We start from the raw sequence: 21,087 nt of genomic DNA, 5'->3' as shown, positions 1-21,087 counted from the left end.
TTTTTCAATTAATTATATTAACATCTTTTTTACAGGCCATATAATAATAATTTATAGAGCTCCGAAGAAATTAAAAAATTTTTATTATTTATTATTATTTTTTAATTATTTTTAATTATTTTTAATTACTGGTTATTCATAATAGTAGGAAATAACCTGCAATAATAACCGATGATATCAACGATAATATAAAACCTACTTTTATCATATCCTTTTCATTTAAATAGCCCTCTGCAAAAACTATGGCATTTGGAGGAGTTCCCACTGGGAGCATATATGCACAGGATACTGCAATCCCAACAGGTAAAGCAATTAATTCTGGACTTATGTTTAGTTCCATTGCGGCTGCTATCAATACTGGCATTAAAACGCCTGCAACGCCTGTATTACTCATAATGTTGGTTAATATCATGGAAAATAAAATTATTCCAAATATAAACATGGAAATTGGGATGCTATTCATAAAACTTATTAGAATATTTGCAATAAATTCCCCTGTTCCTGTTGTGGATAATATACTGCTTAAAGACAGAGCTCCTCCAAAAAGCATCAGCACTCCCCAATCGGTAGATTCATTTAAATCCTTCCAATCTATTAGTTTTAAAGAAAACAATAGAATTATGCCAATTACTGCAATTATGGAATCCATATAACTACTTACTCCAATCAATTTTGCAATTTTTCCGCTAACCATCCATAAAATAGCAATTGATAAAAATATAATAAATGTTAAAATTGTTTTATTTGTATATTTAAAATTATTATTTAAATTAATATTATGATTTTTTACATTTGGCTTAAAGTAAAGATATAATATAACATAGATTACAGGCATTAAAATTAAACTTATTGGAAATCCCACCTCAAACCACTCTAAAAAACCCATATTCAAAGAACTGCTTGTAATAGCATTTGGTGGGCTTCCAATTATGGTTGCAATTCCTCCAATACTTGCAGAGTATGCAATACCTAAAAGAAGAAATGAATAAATATTTTTAAGATTGTTTCGTTCATTACTGTCTTTATCATTACCATTATTATTTAAATCTATATTTTCGTAGGTGGACAGCAAACCAAGGGCAAGAGGCAGCATTATCAATGTCGCCGAAGTATTGCTTATCCACATTGAAAGAATATAGGTTGTTAGCATAATTAAAAAGCTTGCTGTTTTAAAATCTCCGTTTCCTAGTTTAACAATCTTGTATGCAATTATTTTATCTATATCATGCTTCTTTAATGCCGATGCCAGTGCAAATCCTCCCAAAAATAAAAATATGATGGGGTGAGCAAATGATTTAAAAGCATCTTTTACATCAAAAATTCCAAAAATAACGGCAAATACTGGAATAAACAATGCAGATATGGATATAGGAAAAGCCTCAGATACCCACAGAATAGATATGAACAATAATATTGCCAATCCCTTTTTTACCTCAGCTTCTGCTGGAAAAAACACTAATATTAATACCATCAGCAAAAAACTGAAAAATAAAATTATAATGTTAGTTGTATTCTTCGACATTCTGCACCCCTATATCACTATAATTTATATATCTATAAATTCCCTTAAAACCACCGTAGCATAGTTTCCTTTCTCCATTTTGAATCTTAAAACAATTCCCTCATCCTCCACATTATAGGTAAAATCATACACCTTTGCTATTAACTTTCTCCGAGCTCCTGGAAAGTTCCCAAAGTCTTCAATTTTAAATGCTTTTAAATCGAGATTTTCTTCATCTATTATCTCTTTTTCGATTTCGCCCTGAATTCCACCAGATAGTTCTGAATGGCTACCAATCAATACTCCTGTTGGAATACCGTTTATTAAAACATCCCCCTCCATAGCTTCAAAGCCATATTCGTATCTTTTATTTATCATTTCGTTGAATAGATAAGATTGATAGGCATTTACAAACATACTTTTTAACTGTGGTGGAAGAACTTTAAAGCTTTCTTTATAACTTCCTGTTTTTAAGTAGTGTCTTATCATCTTTTTTTCGTAATACTGACTGTTTGGATATATTTTTAGAGCTCCTCTAAAATCCCCCTCATCTACAAGTTTTCTTGCTTCAAGTGTTTTTCCTATTTCATTTATAGGAGTTCCGCAGTAGGTATAAAATGCACTTTCAAAATCCCTATTGTATATAAATTTCCCCACTATGTGAGTAATAGGACGATAAGTTCCAAATCTTTGCATACCATAGTAATTTAAAACATAATCCAATTTAATATTTTTTAATATATCATTTAATTTTTCAATATCGGCATTATTACCGTTTTTATTATTACTGTTATTATCACATTTATTTTTATTATTATCTTTATCGTTTAATCTAATTCTTATAGTAAATTTATTACCCCATAAACTACCCATTCTAAGTTTAACATTTGTTTTTTGAATATCTCTTATTTTTATATCTTTTATGCTGTTTTTTATCTCTTCCAATTTTTCAGGTTTTACCCCAAAACACCCCACCCTTTGTGTTGTTAAGGCGAATTTATCTTTTGTCCCTGCAAAACCAAAATTTTTTCTCTTTGTGCCTGTTCTTTTTGCAAGTTTCCTTATGGCATCCATAGTATTCCAGTTTATTTTTTCCAAGGTGAAGTGTATAAATGAACCATTCCAATTTTTTGTATTTTTAAAAACATCCTTTAAATCTTTTCCATGTTCTAAAACAATTCCATTCTCTGTAATTTCTTCTACAATAAAGTCTTCTGGATATTTTTTTATACATCCCTCTATTTTTAGATTTAAAAGATATTTATTTAAATTTGGTCTCATTTTATCAATTGTATTATATATTTTGTTTTTTCTAAATTTTAACACAATATTTTTACGATAATTGTTTAAATTTTCTTGTGATTCTGCTTTTCTTTTGTTTATCAATAAATAATTTCTCATAAATATCCCTTAATTTTTTAAATTTTTAAATTTTTATTATTTATTTTATTATTTTTATTATTTAGAAAATATTTTAAATTTTAATTTTATATTATTTTATATGTTAATATTAATTTAATTTTTAACATAATGTATTTTAATAGAAAATAGATTTAGTATATTTAGTATATTTTATAATGTATTTGTTATTTTTAGGGTATTATAGATTAAATAGGTGTATATTGTATTATTATTATAGTATTTGGTATTATGTGTTATGCATTTAAGGATATATAATAAAACAATCCAATTTTTAATATTCTTTTAATCTTATCTTAATCTTTATTTGGTGAAAAGTATGCTTATAGGAATAGATGATACAGACAGCAGGGAGCGATATTGCACAACATATATTGGTATGCTTCTTATGGAGGAGCTCGGGAAAAGATATAAAATGGATACTCCAAAGTTAATAAGAATGAACCCCATGGTTAAATATAAAACCCGTGGAAACGGCGGAGTTAGTTTAAGAGTTATGGAGGATGAAAAAAAATTAACTGAAAATGATATAGATTATATAAAAAAAACCGTTATAAATCTCGTTGAAAAATATTCTGATTTTGAATGCGAAAACACAAACCCAGGAATAGTATTTTTAAGTGAAAAAAATTATAGAAAAAATAAGGAGATACTAAAAAATTACTACAAAAAAGTGCTTTATGATATAATCACCGTAGATTATGCAAAGAAAATAATAAACAAAATCGGAGGAGAATATATAATTTATAAAAAGGGACATGGTATAATAGGAGCTCTGGGCAGTATATCATCAGTAGCACCATATACCTATGAATTATTGGCATATAGAAAAAAGGAAAATTGGGGAACTAAAAGAATAATAGATGATAAATCAGTAGTTGAAATGGATAAAAAAACCATTCCATTTACATTTAATAATGTAGATGGAGAAAAACAGATAATTGCACCAAATACAAAATGTCCAGTTCTCTACGGTATTAGAGGTATAAAAAAGGATATTTTATTGGATGCCATGAAAATGGTCAAATGTGAGGAGATAGATAAATATATGATATATAAAACCAATCAGGGCACAGATGTTAATTTAAGATATATGAAAATAAAAGATATTTATCCAAATACTGGTGTAATTATTTATGGGACAGTTGTAAATAATCCAAAAGATATTGCAGGTGGAATTGTAGTATTTGAAGTAGAGGATAATACGGGAAAAATAACTTGTGTAGCTTATGAACCTACAAAGGATTTTAGGAATATAGTGAGAAAATTAAGAAAAGGCGATATTGTTGGAGTATATGGAACGGTTAGAGAAGAACCTTTTGAAATAAATATTGAAAAATTAAAGATATTAAAACTATCCAAAGAATATATAAAGGATAAAAAATGCTCTTGTGGTGGAACATTAAAATCAAGGGGGGTTAAAAGTGGTTATGTTTGTAATAAATGCGGCAAAAAAATAAAATATAATGAAATAAAATTAATAGAAGTTAAAAGGGATATAAAAGAAGGATTTTATGAAGTTCCACCATCTGCAAGAAGGCATTTAAGCAAACCATTAATTTTATTTTAAGTTATATTATTTTATTTTAAGATGTAGCTTATAGTATATTATAATATTATATATTATTTATATTAATTTTATTATTATATTAATTATGTTATTTATTAAGGGATATATTATGTTAAAGGAAATTTTAAAGGGAAATATCGAAAGAAAAACAATTACTCAGATTTATGGACCACCAGGAGTTGGGAAAACCAATATTGGTATAATTTCTGCAATAAATTTTATAAGAAAAGGTTTTAAAGTAGTATATGTAGATACCGAGGGCGGATTATCTATTGAAAGAATAAAGCAAATAGCAGGGGATGAAATTGAAAATATACTCAATAATTTGATTATTTACGAACCCGAAAGCTTTGAAGAGCAATCAATACTCCTTGAAAAATTATTATACATTGATAATTTGGGTTTAGTTATCGTTGATGGCATATCGTCATTATATAGGTTAGAGCTCTCAGACAAGGTGGATGAAAATACCCGATTAAACAGAATACTTGGCAGGCAAATACTTACCCTATTAAATACTGCCAAAAAAAAGAACTTAGCAGTTTTAATTACAAATCAAGTTAGCGATACCTCAAATGGATTTAAAGCAACTGGTGGAAAGATACTTGAATATTGGAGCAAAACCATAATTAGAATGGAAAAGCTAAATAAATTAAGGGAGTTAATATTAGAAAAACACAGATATTCGGAAGAAGGAGAACGAATTAAATATAAAATAGTAAAAAAAGGTATTGATATAATACCATAATACTTATTAGAAATAGAATAGCTATAATAGCATAAATAACATATTATATATTACTTCCTTAGCTTTTAGAGTTAAGAAAAATTTTTATTAAATGAAAATATATTTTATTGCAAAGGAGAATTATGAAGTTATTTTTTATTAAATAATAATGAAAGATGATAAATGTAAATAAATAGTTTTCATAAAGTCGTTTAGAAAATATTTCTAAGATTAACAATAAATAAAAGAAGAGCGTGATATAATGCCATTTGAATTTATAAAAACCAAAATTCCAGAGGTAATTTTAATAAAACCAAAAGTTTTTGGGGATGAAAGAGGATTTTTCTTAGAAACCTATAAAAAAGAAGATTTTGAAAAGGTAGGTATAAACGGAGAATTTATTCAAGATAACCATTCTAAATCTTGTTATGGCGTGTTAAGGGGATTACATTTCCAAAAAGAACCTTATGCACAGGCTAAAATAGTAAGGTGCATAAGGGGAGTTATCTATGATGTTGCCGTGGATTTAAGGAGGAGCTCCCCAACATTTGGGCAGTGGGTAGGTGCTGTGCTCTCAGAGTATAATAAACATCAATTATATATTCCAAGAGGATTTGCCCATGGTTTTTGTGTTTTAAGTGGTGAGGCTGAGGTTGTTTATAAGGTAGATAATAAATATGCTCCTGAATATGAATGTGGTGTGATTTGGAATGATGGTGATATTGGTATTGACTGGCTTATTGATGAACCAATACTGTCTGATAAAGATAAACAATGGCATACATTAAAGGAATTGGATAAAAAGGGTGAGCTCTTTTAAATATATATTTTTTATGATTAACATATTTATTATTTTATGGTTAATCAAAATAAATATAGCTATAAAAGAGACTATTATCAATGAATTTTAAGAAATAATAAATGAAATAAAAAATTACCTGTTTTTTATCGTTTTTAACAACCCAATATATATTAAATACAGCATTTCCATCCATCAATGGTCTGATTTTAACACTTCTAAATTATACTTATCGCTCATAGTATATAAATTTCCATCCATCAATGGTCTGATTTTAACTTATTTTATATATTGCTTTTTTTATATGTGTTATTGGATTTCCATCCATCAATGGTCTGATTTTAACGATAATGTAAATATGATAAACTCTGGTATTGTAAATTAATTTCCATCCATCAATGGTCTGATTTTAACAAAATGACTCAGAAAATTTTTATTCCAATAAATTTATATTTCCATCCATCAATGGTCTGATTTTAACGTTGTATTTGGATTGTATGTTTTTGAACTTGAACTAATTTCCATCCATCAATGGTCTGATTTTAACTTCTTAAATCACATTATGGTATCACGCCAGCACAAAAATTTCCATCCATCAATGGTCTGATTTTAACTATTGATAATGTTATCATTCCTAACCTTTCAGAATTATTTCCATCCATCAATGGTCTGATTTTAACGTTAGATACCTCAGGGCTCTTGAAGTTTTTAATCTCACATTTCCATCCATCAATGGTCTGATTTTAACACATAATATTTTATTTTTATTTTATTAAAACAAATGATTTCCATCCATCAATGGTCTGATTTTAACAAGTAGGGGCTGGTGTAGCCGCAGGTATTTATACTAATTTCCATCCATCAATGGTCTGATTTTAACGCAATCCCATACAAATATATAGATATAATAATTATCAATTTCCATCCATCAATGGTCTGATTTTAACTATGATGGTGGTGTTGCTAAATTTAATCTCGTATCGAATTTCCATCCATCAATGGTCTGATTTTAACCATCATTAGCACTTGCGGGAATAGTTCCTCCAAGTAATTTCCATCCATCAATGGTCTGATTTTAACGTGGAGGGGAAGAACCATACGGAAAGGATTAAATCATTGATTTCCATCCATCAATGGTCTGATTTTAACAAGGAAGTCAATATTCCAACAAGAAATATTATTGAATTTCCATCCATCAATGGTCTGATTTTAACAGTTATTCAAAACCCAACGGAGTTAATAAATAGATAATTTCCATCCATCAATGGTCTGATTTTAACAATAAAAAAAATAAAATAAAAGGGTGATAAAAATGCATTTCCATCCATCAATGGTCTGATTTTAACTTATGTAACAAATTCAAAATCAATAACCCTTACAAAAATTTCCATCCATCAATGGTCTGATTTTAACAGGATTACTGGAATTTTGAGGGTTATGATATAAAAAAATTTCCATCCATCAATGGTCTGATTTTAACAACTCAATGTAAAATACCTTATTGATTAAATAAAGGAATTTCCATCCATCAATGGTCTGATTTTAACAGTTATTGTCGATACGCTTGTTGTATGTTTTTTTGATTTCCATCCATCAATGGTCTGATTTTAACCTTAACTACAAACAAACTATTTGTAGCATCATTGAAATTTCCATCCATCAATGGTCTGATTTTAACCCCGTATTTTCCTTGTTTAGTTACTTTCTTAACTGATTTCCATCCATCAATGGTCTGATTTTAACATCTAACTCAAACATTTCCTCAGGAGATATACAAATAATATTTCCATCCATCAATGGTCTGATTTTAACGTGGGGATATAACTGATGAATTCTAATATAGAAATCATTTCCATCCATCAATGGTCTGATTTTAACCAGGCGAAGCCTGACAATCGGAATTAAAAAAGTGATTTCCATCCATCAATGGTCTGATTTTAACTTAATTACGACATTTCCATTGTCATCATAGGTTCTTGATTTCCATCCATCAATGGTCTGATTTTAACCCAATATCCAGTAATAAAGTAGGGATAAGATTTGACAAATTTTCATCCATCAATGGTCTGATTTTAACGGTGAAATAATGATAAAATATTTTAAATTCAAGAAATTTCCATCCATCAGTGGTCTGATTTTAACTGATTTAGAGGAATTTTTAGATTTCTGCATCAATGAATTTCCATCCATCAATGGTCTGATTTTAACATATATTGTTTTAGAAGGAGTAAATGTTAAATTTAGATTTCCATCCATCAATGGTCTGATTTTAACTTAATTTTTATATTTTATTTATAATCAGACCATTAGAATTTCCATCCATCAATGGTCTGATTTTAACGCCATTGCTCCGAATTTCATTTATTATAAAATCCCAAATTTCCATCCATCAATGGTCTGATTTTAACAATATGTTAAAGATGAACATATAAATGAAATTCCAAGAATTTCCATCCATCAATGGTCTGATTTTAACAATATGTTAAAGATGAACATATAAATGAAATTCCAAGAATTTCCATCCATCAATGGTCTGATTTTAACAAACAGTTACGACCTAAATGATTTCCAAGTAAAAATTGAATTTCCATCCATCAATGGTCTGATTTTAACTATTAATAATAAAATAGAAATGACATTAAAAATTAAAAATTAATTTCCATCCATCAATGGTCTGATTTTAACATATAATAGGGGATGAAATAAGTATAGATATATATGACAATTTCCATCCATCAATGGTCTGATTTTAACCTGCAAATGAACTTCCTGAGTTGAAAGATACCTCTTTATTTCCATCCATCAATGGTCTGATTTTAACGGAATGGATACTTAGCTCGGTAGGGGCGCGCCCCAAAATTTCCATCCATCAATGGTCTGATTTTAACAGCTAAGCATAAAACAGAAATTGAGAATTTAAAAGATTTCCATCCATCAATGGTCTGATTTTAACAGACAATAGGTTATATTGGGAGGTTGGATATTAATAAATTTCCATCCATCAATGGTCTGATTTTAACGAGCTCTGGCGGTTCGCATTCATACATACATTTTGCAATTTCCATCCATCAATGGTCTGATTTTAACGTTAATGGAACAATTGTATCAGATTCAGATGCAAGTGGATTTCCATCCATCAATGGTCTGATTTTAACTCTTTGGTGAAAGAATGACAGAAGAAGAACAAGATATAAAAATTTCCATCCATCAATGGTCTGATTTTAACTATTGATCAGTATATCTCAGATACTAAAAGTGAGATAGATTTCCATCCATCAATGGTCTGATTTTAACGCTTTTGGTGTTTCTTCTTTATCCTCATCAGATAATATTTCCATCCATCAATGGTCTGATTTTAACGTAGGGGACTGGGAGAAAGAAGTCACCCCATTAATGGATATTTCCATCCATCAATGGTCTGATTTTAACCGAAGGAAAGTTGGTAAGAATCTTTTGTAGTATAAGCAATTTCCATCCATCAATGGTCTGATTTTAACTCATAATATTGTTTATAACACCATTTTTATAGTAATTTATTTCCATCCATCAATGGTCTGATTTTAACTCGCTATATCAATTCCATTATCTGGAACGAAGACTTTATATTTCCATCCATCAATGGTCTGATTTTAACTGCTTCCTCCGTATTTTTGTATGAAATACTCACTTATTTCCATCCATCAATGGTCTGATTTTAACTAGTCCTTTAGCTACTGTTATGACTTATAGGCAGAATATTTCCATCCATCAATGGTCTGATTTTAACATTTAGATGAGACTTTAAATAATTCTATTGTTTTAACATTTCCATCCATCAATGGTCTGATTTTAACCTTGGTATAGCTACCTATTTCAATGAACCACATAGATTTCCATCCATCAATGGTCTGATTTTAACATTATTTTCTTGTGGATTATTTTCTTCATTTTCATTTATTTCCATCCATCAATGGTCTGATTTTAACTAAAATTTACGAAAAAGATAATGAATATTTACAAAAGATATTTCCATCCATCAATGGTCTGATTTTAACAACTAAATTAGACTTCATTAAATTCTTTAACTATCATTTCCATCCATCAATGGTCTGATTTTAACGCCCTCAACAAGGGTGACATCGACTGGCCATTACAAATTTCCATCCATCAATGGTCTGATTTTAACGAAGTATATCGACATGAGAAATTTAAATACACAACCTATTTCCATCCATCAATGGTCTGATTTTAACTTGAAATGCTGTCGTATCCTCCATCTTCATCATCATAATTTCCATCCATCAATGGTCTGATTTTAACAAAAATACCCTATCTTTTTTACTATTTTCAGCATTTATATTTCCATCCATCAATGGTCTGATTTTAACCCAACCGGGTATGGTACATATAGAATTATAAAAGAATTTCCATCCATCAATGGTCTGATTTTAACCTTCAAACGAATAGATATTCTCATTACCTTTATTTATATTTCCATCCATCAATGGTCTGATTTTAACGAGTTTCCGCAGGCTCTGGCTCTTCAATATCTTTAATATTTCCATCCATCAATGGTCTGATTTTAACAGTGTATATCCATATAATTTATTCTCAGTTTAATTATTTCCATCCATCAATGGTCTGATTTTAACTATCTTCCTCTTGGAAATGTCCCTCTCCTTTATATTTATTTCCATCCATCAATGGTCTGATTTTAACTTTGTAATTAAACAAGTTAAAAAAGTATTGGGGGTATTTCCATCCATCAATGGTCTGATTTTAACAGGATTAGCCCCCATAACCAGATACATGTCATTATAATTAATTTCCATCCATCAATGGTCTGATTTTAACAGTATATGTTATCTCCATCTCCTAATTTTATGAATTTATTTCCATCCATCAATGGTCTGATTTTAACGAATATGAGTATAACAATAATTTAGATGATAATTGGATTTCCATCCATCAATGGTCTGATTTTAACATTTCCATATTTACATCTTATATATTAACATTGTATATTTCCATCCATCAATGGTCTGATTTTAACGTAATATATTCATAAACCTCACCTCTTTGATTGGAATTTCCATCCATCAATGGTCTGATTTTAACAATCTATTGAGGATATCACTATTAAAATTGGAAATAAATTTCCATCCATCAATGGTCTGATTTTAACCCGATATAAGCAAAAAGAAGGCATAAAAGATTTAGAGAATTTCCATCCATCAATGGTCTGATTTTAACGGAGGGGAAACGCCCACCATTTTTGCAGTTTCAGGATTTCCATCCATCAATGGTCTGATTTTAACAGGAAAAGGAAAGGCTTTTACAATAGATGATGTCTTAAACAATTTCCATCCATCAATGGTCTGATTTTAACGTAAGTATAGATAGTAAATTACAAGTTGAGGAAAGAGGATTTCCATCCATCAATGGTCTGATTTTAACGTGTCAATCGTGACACATCCTGAGTGCTCACGATATTGATTTCCATCCATCAATGGTCTGATTTTAACAACTAAACAGGGATATATAACGAGCGTAAAAGCAGTAAAATTTCCATCCATCAATGGTCTGATTTTAACAGTTCAAAAATTTTCTTATTTTATGTAAAATACAAAAGGAAATAATGAGCTCCCCGCACTGGAAGCATCAGGGTAAAATTTCCATCCATCAATGGTCTGATTTTAACGAGCATAACATTTCTTCTAAAAAATACATTGATAAACTTACCACATTTCCATCCATCAATGGTCTGATTTTAACGAGCAAAACCATTAGTTTATGAAATTCCAAGCAAAAAATTTCCATCCATCAATGGTCTGATTTTAACCTTCCACCTATGGGTTAATAGAAATATAGTTCCAGAATTTCCATCCATCAATGGTCTGATTTTAACTTGATGGAGTTTAAACCTCATTTTTGATTCTAATAATGATTTCCATCCATCAATGGTCTGATTTTAACATGGAGGCGATAGCTTGTTCTGATTTACATTTTGAGATGCCAAAATATAAATCAATTTCCATCCATCAATGGTCTGATTTTAACGAAAATAAGAGCTTAAAAAATCATCCCGTCATCAATGTAATTTCCATCCATCAATGGTCTGATTTTAACTCTTCAATTATTGAGTCTGTAATGCTGTCAAGGTCATTTCCATCCATCAATGGTCTGATTTTAACAAAAATAATTATTTACTTTTTTCAAATTTTATACGGATTTCCATCCATCAATGGTCTGATTTTAACCATTTTTTATACCATTATACTACCTATATACCAAAAAAATTTCCATCCATCAATGGTCTGATTTTAACCTCTGAGCTGTAAAAAAAGATAAGGTGAAAATATGGATTTCCATCCATCAATGGTCTGATTTTAACGCTGTCCCCGTATGTTACGCCATTATCGTCTTCATCATTTCCATCCATCAATGGTCTGATTTTAACAGTTCAAAAATTTTCTTATTTTATGTAAAATACCTTTGCATTACCCCTATATAAACTTTTCGAATCTCGAATCACATTGATTTTTGTTATTTATATAGTTTTAAGGGTGATTTACGACGGATAATTTAAAGGTATTTAGGAATATAAAAGATATTAAATTGATATTTTTTTAAAATATAAAAAATTTACAAGGAACAGATAAAAATAATATAATATATAAGAAATCTCTTAAAAAATCTCTATAATTTTATTTATATAAATATATTAATTATACTAAAAAATCCATCGATTTACGACAGATTATTTAAAGAGATTTTAAAAAATAAAAATTATATAAGCAATATAATAAAAAAATAAGGAATATTTGTAGGGATAATAATAGGTTATTGATAAAAGAAATAAAAATGATTATTAAAATAACTTAATATTTTTATACAATAAAAAACAAATTATAGATAAATATATATTAATATCAAATATGCAATGACTAAAAAACAGGAAGAGGATGATATTATGGGGTTTTTTGATTCAATTACATCTATTTTTAAGAAATCTCCTAAGATACACTATGCAAAGTCTCAAACAGTAGATTTAATAGAATTAAAGAAAAATCCTTATTACATAGTAGCATCTGTTGAATTAGGAAATACCACGACAAAATCCATCATCACAGGAACCAATATGGATACAGGAACTACCTATATAATAAGCAAAGATGTAAGGATGACCAGAGATGTGCGAGCTCCTAAGAAGGGAGAAGCAATATTTGGAAGAACACTTTGGGGAGTAGAATTAACAAAAGAAGCTGTTTCTGATATGGTTAAAGAAGTATTAATCGGAGCTCTGAATAAGGGAAATTTATCAATTGAGGATTTGCATTTTGTTGTTAGAAGTACAGGAGTTACAGCAGGATTTGCCTCCCCCGAAGAAATAAGTAATATGATTATAGCACTTGCAGATGGATGTTTAAAAGCAGGCATTCCACCATCAAAAATGGCTCCTGCAATGACTAAAAATCAACTTCCAAAACCTTTTGATAAATACACACTTATGGATAAAGTAATATTTGATGGTGCAGTTACAGGAGTTGTTCCGCCCACAGGCAAAGAAGTTGTGGCAAATGAGATGGAGGGTGAGCTCGTTACAGCAGGAATAAAAGTAGGTGCAAAATGGACAGAGGTGGATTTTAGAAACCCCTGTATGAGTATTGATTTTGGAACCACTCTTGCAGGAAGGATTACAAATGATTCAAAACCTTATGCTAATGTTGTTGGAAATTTATGTGGTTTAGCAGGTGCCATTGCCGATGCCATAGCTAAAGGTAGTGGGTTGGTAAATAAAAACAAAGGTGCTGTTTTAGATATTAAAAAGGAAAAAGGTAAAGTAAATAAAGAACTTGCAGAAACCTATGCAGAAAAGGCTCATAAATATATAAAAATATGCGAAGTTCCAAAAGATATGGAACGATTTGGTACTGTTCCAGTAAATCCTAAAAGTGCAGAAAAAGCAGGAACTGTATTAATTGGATGTGATGTTGGAGAAAATGGAAGCGATATTCCAAAATTGGAAGAAATTGGAAAAAAAATTATGGATGAGAGCAATACCCCAACATTGCTATATACCCTCGATATAGTATCGGCTGAAATAACTAAAAAACTTGTGCAACTTGCAAATAACAAAGGTATTGTAAATGAAAAGAGTGCTATTGGAATAACTGGACGAGCAGGGATAACAGGCAACAAACCTAAATTAATAATTGAAAAACTTGGAGAATTAAATATTTGGGAAAAACCTGAGGAAAATATCGTATTTGTTGAAGATGGTCTTGCATTGGGTTCCAGCGTAATGGCAAGATGCATGAATTGTCTTGGAACTCCAAAAAATCCTATTGGTGGTAATCGAGGAGATAAATGTATATTAGGGGAAAGAAGAAAATGGCAGAAACAAAGAGGCATGATAAAGTAAAAAATAAAAAAAGAATAAATAAATAAAGACTTATATTATATGTTATAAATAAAATAATAAAGACTATGGTTTAATTATATAAAAAAGATTACTTAATTAAGTTAAAATCTAATATTCGGATATATCATTTTTTAAATGTCTGCAAGACTAAATGATTATAAATGGGGTGAAAATACGAGTGTATGGATAAATAGAGCTGGACAGAGCAATAGTTTAGAATTTAGAGACTTATTTTTGAAAGAGAATATCATTGCAATTGATTGGGCAGATATTAAAGAAAATTTAACAAATATTGATAATAAAGAAAAATTGAGAAAAATCTTTATGAAATCATACCCTAAACATATATATGAACAAGAAAATCCCGGAAAGAATTATAAAGGCTGTGTTGGGAATTCAGTAGGTCAGATTTGGAGTTTTTTAAAAGAAATGAAAAAAGGTGATATTGTTTTAATTCCCATAGAAAATAATAAATTAGTTGTTGCAGAAATAGTTGGAGATTATGAATGGGTTGATGAAATTCCAAGACATAGAAGAAAGATTAAAATAATAGAACGTATTCCAGAGTATTATTATTTAAAACGTACTGGTTCTAAGGGCTTATATAGTGGCACAGTTGCAAGATTAAGATACAAGGATAATAATAAAAGAAAATATTTATCAAACGAAAAATATTGGATATAATGAGAGAAAGCAAAGCATAGTTAAAGATGGAATATTATACGTTAATTAAGTTATATAGAAAATCGATAAATAATAAGTAATTATTGATTTAATGCATAAATGAAGATATATTTAGAATTAATAAATTATTAGCTAATTTCATGTTAAACAATATATAAAAAAATTAATATTATAGCCTATAATAATATTATAAAAAATAATAATAATAAAGGAATTAATCATGAATTCCTTTTTCTGTTATTCTAAATATTGCCTCGGCATCTGGAAGATGTGGAGAGTCGTATAATTTTGCAACTCTTTTATCTCCTTTTCCTTTTCTTAAAAAGAATCTAAATGTTGCAGCATGTCCAACGATATGCCCCCCAATTGCCTGTTCAGCAACACCAAAGAATGCATCAGGTCTTGCCGAAACTTGGTTTGTAATAACAACAATACAGTTGTGGAGGTCTGCAAGTTTATTTAAAACTGCCATGTGCCTTCCAAGTTTTTGCTGTCTTTCTGCGAGTTTTCCTCTCCCTGTATATTCATTTCTAAATGTGCTTGTTAGAGAATCCACAATTACTAACTTTATGTTATTCCCTGATTTTATGAGTTCCTCTATTTTTTCTGCAAAAAGCATCTGCATATCTGAATTGTAGGCTCTGGCTACAAATGTGTTATCAAGCACCTTCTGACCATCTATACCAAGAGCTTCTGCCATTTGAGTAATTCTTTCAGGTCTAAATGTTCCCTCAGTATCTATATAAACAGCCTTTGGATTTGCCAATTCCTCATCACTTACCCATTCATTATCTACAAAAATTGTATCTTCACATTGGAGATTAACACATGCCTGATGGGCAATTTGCGTTTTTCCACTTCCAAATACTCCTGCAAATTCTGTTATGGATTGACTTTCCAATCCTCCATTTAATATCCTATTTAATTCATCGCTACCAGTGGATAATCTCCATACTGTTTTTCTTTGATTCAAAAGGTCTGCACCACTTTTAAATCCTAAATCACATAGTTCTCTGGCACCCATTATCATTTTAGCCGCAGCTTTCTCGCTAATTCCTTCAATATCTGTGAGTTCACCTATGGTGGCAGTGGCAATTTTCATAAAATCGATATATCCTGCTTCAATAAGTTTTTCAGCGGTTGAAGGTCCTACTCCTGGTAAATCCGTTAAATTATCAGCCATATATTCACCTATATTAATATGAATTGATGTAACATCATATCATTATATATTAATTAATAATTGGTATAATTTATTATAAAAAATATATATTAGTTATATACTTAGTAAAATATATAGTATCTATATTAAATTATATTTAAATACATATACCTATTATAGTATAATAATGCAGTTTTAATATAGGTATGCAACCTATTTATAATTTTTTATAAGTTTATTAATATATATAAATGGTGTTAAAATGATTAAAGATGACGATTTTTTTAGAATAGATGGCGTTCCAATTACAAAAGAAGAAATAAGGGCAGTAAGTATAGGAAAATTGCAATTAAATCATAATGATGTGGTTGTTGATATAGGATGTGGCAGTGGTGGAATGACTGTTGAAATGGCAAGAAGATGCAAATTTGTTTATGCAGTGGATAACTCAGAAGATGCTATAACAACTACAAAAAAGAATCTTGATAAATTTAACATTAAAAATTGTGAATTAATAAAAGGAAATGCAGAGGATGTTATATATAATTTGGAATTTAACAAGGCATTTATCGGTGGAACAAAAAATATAGATATTATTTTGAATATATTAAAAGAAAAAAATATAAAACATATTGTAGTAAATACGATAGTTCTTGAAAATGCCGTGAAAATAATAAAAATAATGAATAATTTTAAAAATGATAATGAGATATATGATATTGATATTGTAAATATATCTGTTAGTTATGGAAAAAAAATAAATACAGGGCATATGATGATGGCAAGAAATCCAATAACCATAATAACTTATAGGAAAAAATAAAAAATAAGAAAAAAATAAAAATAACTAAAATAATGAAATAAATGTAAAATATAAAATAATAAATGAAAACCAAATAAAAACTAATACTAAATAAAATATAATAACATAAAACTTTTAATATTAATAAGGGGGAAATTTATGAAACCTACGGCTTATTTTTGTATGGAATTTGCAATAGACCAGCCTTTAAAAACTTATGCGGGAGGATTGGGTTTTTTAGCGGGTTCTCATTTTAGGGTTGCCAATAGATTGAAGTATCCACTTGTTGGAGTTTCAATGCTATGGAGTTATGGATATTATGACCAGGTGCGAGATAAAGAAGGCAGGATGAAGGTTGATTATGTTAGAAAATATTATGAATTTTTGGAAGATATTAAATTAAAAATTCCTGTAACTATAAATAATGCCACAGTTTGGGTAAAGGCATATAAACTTGAAGAGGATGTATTTGGAACATGCCCAATATATTTTTTAACAACAGATATTCCAGAAAACGACTATTTATCAAGGACAATATCCTACAATTTATACGATGGGAACAATTTAACACATATTGCCCAAGAAATTGTTTTAGGTGTGGGTGGTTATAAGGTTATAAGGGAATGTGAAAATGTTAAACTATATCATATTAATGAGGCTCATCCATTGCCATTGGGTTTCAAAATGCTTGAAGATTATGGATTAAATTATGTAAAAGAGCATTTAGTTTTTACAACCCACACGCCAGTTCCCGCAGGGAATGAAACACAAGATATTAATTTACTAAAAAACATGGGATTCTTTGGAAATGTTGATATAAAAACTGCTGAAAAACTCGGGGGGAATCCATTTAATTTAACTGTTGCAGCGTTAAGAATGTCTAAAAAGGCAAATGCAGTTTCAAAACTACACAAAGAAACCACTGAGAAGATGTGGAGTTGGGTAAAGGATAAATGCCCCATCACATATATAACAAATGCTCAGGATAAGTGTTATTGGCAGGATGCTGTTATAAGGGATGCTGCAAAAGATTACGATTATGATAAACTGAGAAAAAGAAAGATGCAGTTAAAAAAACTACTTTTCGAAGAGGTTGCCGATCAAACTGGAAAATTATTCGACCCAAATATAATGACTGTGGTATGGGCAAGGAGATTTGCAGGATATAAACGACCATATTTACCATTACATGATGAAACTAAATTAAAAAAACTTCTCGATGATAAAAAAATTCAAATAATATGGGCTGGAAAACCGCATCCTAATGACACAAATGCCCAGATTACATTTAATTGGATAGTGTCAAAAACAAGAGATTTAAAAGGTGCAGCGATATTAACTGGATATGAATTAAAATTAAGTAAATTATTAAAAATGGGTTCTGATATATGGTTAAATACTCCAAAACGACCTAATGAAGCCTCTGGAACATCTGGAATGACTGCCTCAATGAATGCATCTATTCACATGAGCTCCCTTGATGGTTGGCATGTTGAATGGACTGAGATGTATCCCGAGGATAGCTTTACCATAGGAGATGGAATACATACTGATGACGACTACGAGGCAAAATGCATGTATGAACAGCTTGAAAAAGCCTCAAACATGTATGACACAGAGGAATGGTGGAAAAAGGCATGCAACTGTGTTAATCATATAGTTGAGTATTTCGATGCCGAGAGAATGATTAAGGAATATGCTGAAAAAATGTATAAATAAAAATTAAATGAAATTAATTAAATAAATGAAACTATACTAAAATTAAATGAAATATTAAATCAAAAATAGATTAAAAAAATAGAATAATTTAATTATTTTTAATATTTTTAAATGCGTTTATGCTTATAATTTACATTTCACATTTTTAATATTTTTAAATTTTTTTATAAAATGTTATTTTTATTTTTATATTATTTTATTTATTATTTTGGTGATTTGATGAATAGAGGCATTTATGAATTTAGGGAATACTATAAAAACAAATTTCCATACTACTCTATAAGAGCTCAGCAAAAAAAGATGATGGAAACCATATTTAACAGTGTAAATAATAAAAAGAATTTAGTAATTGAAGCACCAACAGGCGTTGGAAAAACATTATCCTATCTTATTCCATCGCTTTATTTTGCAGAGAAAGGAAAACGAATAATGATACTTACAGAAACAATTGACCAACAGGAGAGGATTTTTGAAGATTTGAATTCACTAAAACACAATTTAAAAGTATCTTTTATGATGGGGAAGAGTAATTTTTTCTGTAAATCAAAAGGAGGCAAAGCTAATAGATTATACTGTCAATTAAATAAAAAATGTCCTTACAGACCAAATAAAAAACCATACTGTATATGTGGAACAAAAAAGGAACCTATCACAATAGATGGAGTTACAAAATATTACTGCCCTTTCTGTGTATGCGATTATCAAAAATCAAAAATAGAATGTTTAGATGCCGATATTGTTGTAATGAACAACAGCATATATTATTATATAAAAGAGGAAATCGATGCAAAAAGAAACACCGACATAATAATTTGCGATGAGGCACATAAACTTGAAGGAAGCATAAGAAATTCTGCCACCATATCCATAAATCCAGAGATAGCACTTAATAGATTGAGATTTATGGCATACTATTTTGCACCAAATACCTTGAGAAGGCATTTTAAAAGACTCGATGATAAATATAAGCATGATGATATTTTAAATTATAATTATAATTATGATAATGACAATAATGGTAATAAGTATAATAATTATAATGATGGATATAATGAAGATTTTTGGAAAATTATTCATAATTATGTATCTAATTATGCGAATGTTGAGGATTGCAAAAACACATTGATATTTGACGGGGAACATATTACTTCTTGGAAATTAAAGGAGGATGTGGCAATATTGGGAACTCTTTTAGATGGATATTATCAGATAACAAATATAAAGAAAAAAATAGAATCTTTTGAAGAAAATAGGGAGCTCAGTAAAAAAGACCTTAAATTTAAAATAGATAATAAGGCATTAGTTCCTTTGGAATTTCAATTTATATTCAATAAAAAAATATCCGATATGCCACTTATGGAATTTATAAACAATATAAAAGACTTAAAAACTACAAATAGCAACTTTGTAATATACAGAAATGGGAGCTCCTTATTATGTGAGCCTGTCCTTGTTTCGTCCTACTTAAAAAAACTTTACGGGGATGCCGTAGTAATACATTGTTCTGCCACTATTGGAAATTTAAAGATTCATGCTCTTAAAACTGGAATGGGGGTATCCAATACACTTGTTTTAGATAGTCCTTTTTCAGAGCATAGAAAAAAGATAATAGCTCTAAGTGATGGAGAGGATATGAAATACGATAGTAAAAAAGAATTAAAAAGAAAAAAGGCAAATGAAAATATATTTAAACTATTGAAATCTGCAAAATGCAATAGTTTGGTATTGTTTAAAAGTTTTGAGGATTTAAATAGTGCATATAAATATTTAATAAATAACAGCAATAAATTGGGTCATAAAATATACTGTTATGAATTTGGCATGGATGGAAAGGAGGCTAAGGAATTAAAGGAACGCTTTGAAAGAGACGGAGGAATACTATTAGCAACGGGGAGATTTGCCGAAGGTGTAGATATACCTGGTGATGCCTTAACAATGGTAATAATAGACAGCCTTCCTTTTCCAGTTCCAACACCATTATTAAATCGTGAGCAGAAATTACTTGAAGAAGGATTTAAAAAGAAAAATATAAATAGTAAAAATGCTCATTGGACGGCATTTTTAATGACTTCATTTCATATCATGTCTAGGACAATTGTTCAAATGATTGGTAGGTTAATAAGAACAGAGAATGATTACGGTGTTGTAGTTGTGCAGGATAAAAGATTTAATGACTGGGTTGCTGAGGAGATGAAAAAGAGAGGATATTTAAAGGATAGTTATATATCTATGGACATAAACAAAGCTGTTGAATATATACCTAAGTTTTTGAATGAATTTAAATCTAAATGATTTTAACT

General features: G+C 29.3%; 11 protein-coding genes and 2 CRISPR repeat arrays. Of the genes, 8 read left to right on the top strand and 3 right to left on the bottom strand.

The window, feature by feature from the left end; genetic code table 11:
• Window positions 1-136 precede the first annotated feature (136 nt).
• Together METOK_RS01075 and truD are read right to left on the bottom strand one after the other, a co-directional pair.
• Complete coding sequence (locus METOK_RS01075) at window positions 137-1,522, bottom strand: SLC13 family permease (RefSeq protein WP_013866398.1); 1,386 nt, start codon at window positions 1,520-1,522, stop codon at window positions 137-139.
• Window positions 1,523-1,546: 24 nt separating this feature from the next.
• The gene (gene truD, locus METOK_RS01070; protein WP_013866397.1) at window positions 1,547-2,902 is read right to left on the bottom strand and encodes a tRNA pseudouridine(13) synthase TruD; all 1,356 of its coding nucleotides are present in this window, start codon (window positions 2,900-2,902) and stop codon (window positions 1,547-1,549) included.
• Window positions 2,903-3,239: 337 nt separating this feature from the next.
• On the opposite strand from truD, the gene METOK_RS01065 reads away from it, so the two are divergent.
• The 5 genes from METOK_RS01065 (at window position 3,240) to METOK_RS01045 (ending at window position 15,104) form a co-directional block, all read left to right on the top strand.
• Window positions 3,240-4,490 (top strand): tRNA(Ile)(2)-agmatinylcytidine synthase, encoded by a 1,251-nt coding sequence (locus tag METOK_RS01065; protein ID WP_013866396.1) that lies wholly within the window; start codon window positions 3,240-3,242, stop codon window positions 4,488-4,490.
• 109 nt (window positions 4,491-4,599) lie between these two features.
• On the top strand, window positions 4,600-5,238 hold the full coding sequence (radB, locus tag METOK_RS01060; RefSeq protein ID WP_013866395.1) for a DNA repair and recombination protein RadB: 639 nt from the start codon (window positions 4,600-4,602) through the stop codon (window positions 5,236-5,238).
• Between the two features lie 241 nt (window positions 5,239-5,479).
• Window positions 5,480-6,037, top strand: coding sequence for a dTDP-4-dehydrorhamnose 3,5-epimerase (gene rfbC, locus METOK_RS01055; RefSeq protein WP_013866394.1), 558 nt, complete (start codon window positions 5,480-5,482; stop codon window positions 6,035-6,037).
• A 163-nt stretch (window positions 6,038-6,200) separates the two neighbouring features.
• Window positions 6,201-11,589: direct repeats of the CRISPR family, unit length 30 nt; unit sequence ATTTCCATCCATCAATGGTCTGATTTTAAC.
• 76 nt (window positions 11,590-11,665) lie between these two features.
• A CRISPR array of direct repeats spans window positions 11,666-12,455; the repeat unit is 30 nt; unit sequence ATTTCCATCCATCAATGGTCTGATTTTAAC.
• Window positions 12,456-12,968: 513 nt separating this feature from the next.
• On the top strand, window positions 12,969-14,420 hold the full coding sequence (locus METOK_RS01050; protein ID WP_048057822.1) for a methanogenesis marker 14 protein: 1,452 nt from the start codon (window positions 12,969-12,971) through the stop codon (window positions 14,418-14,420).
• 135 nt (window positions 14,421-14,555) lie between these two features.
• Entirely contained in the window at window positions 14,556-15,104 is a 549-nt protein-coding gene (locus METOK_RS01045) for a restriction endonuclease (protein WP_013866392.1), read from the top strand.
• A gap of 214 nt (window positions 15,105-15,318) precedes the next feature.
• Here the strand turns inward: METOK_RS01045 and radA are convergent, their stop codons facing one another.
• Entirely contained in the window at window positions 15,319-16,287 is a 969-nt protein-coding gene (radA, locus tag METOK_RS01040) for a DNA repair and recombination protein RadA (protein WP_013866391.1), read from the bottom strand.
• 241 nt (window positions 16,288-16,528) lie between these two features.
• Between radA and cbiT the strand changes: the two genes are divergently transcribed.
• From cbiT to METOK_RS01025, 3 genes are all read left to right on the top strand, one after another.
• A complete protein-coding gene (cbiT, locus tag METOK_RS01035; RefSeq protein WP_013866390.1) occupies window positions 16,529-17,089 on the top strand; it encodes a precorrin-6Y C5,15-methyltransferase (decarboxylating) subunit CbiT in 561 nt (186 codons plus the stop codon).
• A gap of 138 nt (window positions 17,090-17,227) precedes the next feature.
• Entirely contained in the window at window positions 17,228-18,787 is a 1,560-nt protein-coding gene (gene glgP, locus METOK_RS01030; RefSeq protein ID WP_013866389.1) for an alpha-glucan family phosphorylase, read from the top strand.
• A gap of 219 nt (window positions 18,788-19,006) precedes the next feature.
• Window positions 19,007-21,079: an ATP-dependent DNA helicase gene (locus METOK_RS01025; RefSeq protein WP_013866388.1), complete on the top strand. Its 2,073-nt coding sequence runs from the start codon at window positions 19,007-19,009 to the stop codon at window positions 21,077-21,079.
• Window positions 21,080-21,087 lie beyond the last annotated feature (8 nt).

Source organism: Methanothermococcus okinawensis IH1 (assembly GCF_000179575.2).
Classification (GTDB): domain Archaea; phylum AGJL01; class Methanococci; order Methanococcales; family Methanococcaceae; genus Methanofervidicoccus; species Methanofervidicoccus okinawensis.
Note: the sequence above shows the minus strand (reverse complement) of the source record. Positions and strands in the feature narration are given on the sequence as shown.

Excerpts from the sequence above, each read along its gene's own strand:
- glgP (WP_013866389.1), top strand. The coding sequence starts at position 17,228 with ATGAAACCTACGGCTTATTTTTGTATGGAATTTGCAATAGACCAGCCT.
- METOK_RS01045 (WP_013866392.1), top strand. The coding sequence starts at position 14,556 with ATGTCTGCAAGACTAAATGATTATAAATGGGGTGAAAATACGAGTGTA.
- cbiT (WP_013866390.1), top strand. The coding sequence starts at position 16,529 with ATGATTAAAGATGACGATTTTTTTAGAATAGATGGCGTTCCAATTACA.
- METOK_RS01075 (WP_013866398.1), bottom strand. The coding sequence starts at position 1,522 with ATGTCGAAGAATACAACTAACATTATAATTTTATTTTTCAGTTTTTTG.
- METOK_RS01025 (WP_013866388.1), top strand. The coding sequence starts at position 19,007 with ATGAATAGAGGCATTTATGAATTTAGGGAATACTATAAAAACAAATTT.
- rfbC (WP_013866394.1), top strand. The coding sequence starts at position 5,480 with ATGCCATTTGAATTTATAAAAACCAAAATTCCAGAGGTAATTTTAATA.
- radA (WP_013866391.1), bottom strand. The coding sequence starts at position 16,287 with ATGGCTGATAATTTAACGGATTTACCAGGAGTAGGACCTTCAACCGCT.
- METOK_RS01050 (WP_048057822.1), top strand. The coding sequence starts at position 12,969 with ATGGGGTTTTTTGATTCAATTACATCTATTTTTAAGAAATCTCCTAAG.
- truD (WP_013866397.1), bottom strand. The coding sequence starts at position 2,902 with ATGAGAAATTATTTATTGATAAACAAAAGAAAAGCAGAATCACAAGAA.
- radB (WP_013866395.1), top strand. The coding sequence starts at position 4,600 with ATGTTAAAGGAAATTTTAAAGGGAAATATCGAAAGAAAAACAATTACT.
- METOK_RS01065 (WP_013866396.1), top strand. The coding sequence starts at position 3,240 with ATGCTTATAGGAATAGATGATACAGACAGCAGGGAGCGATATTGCACA.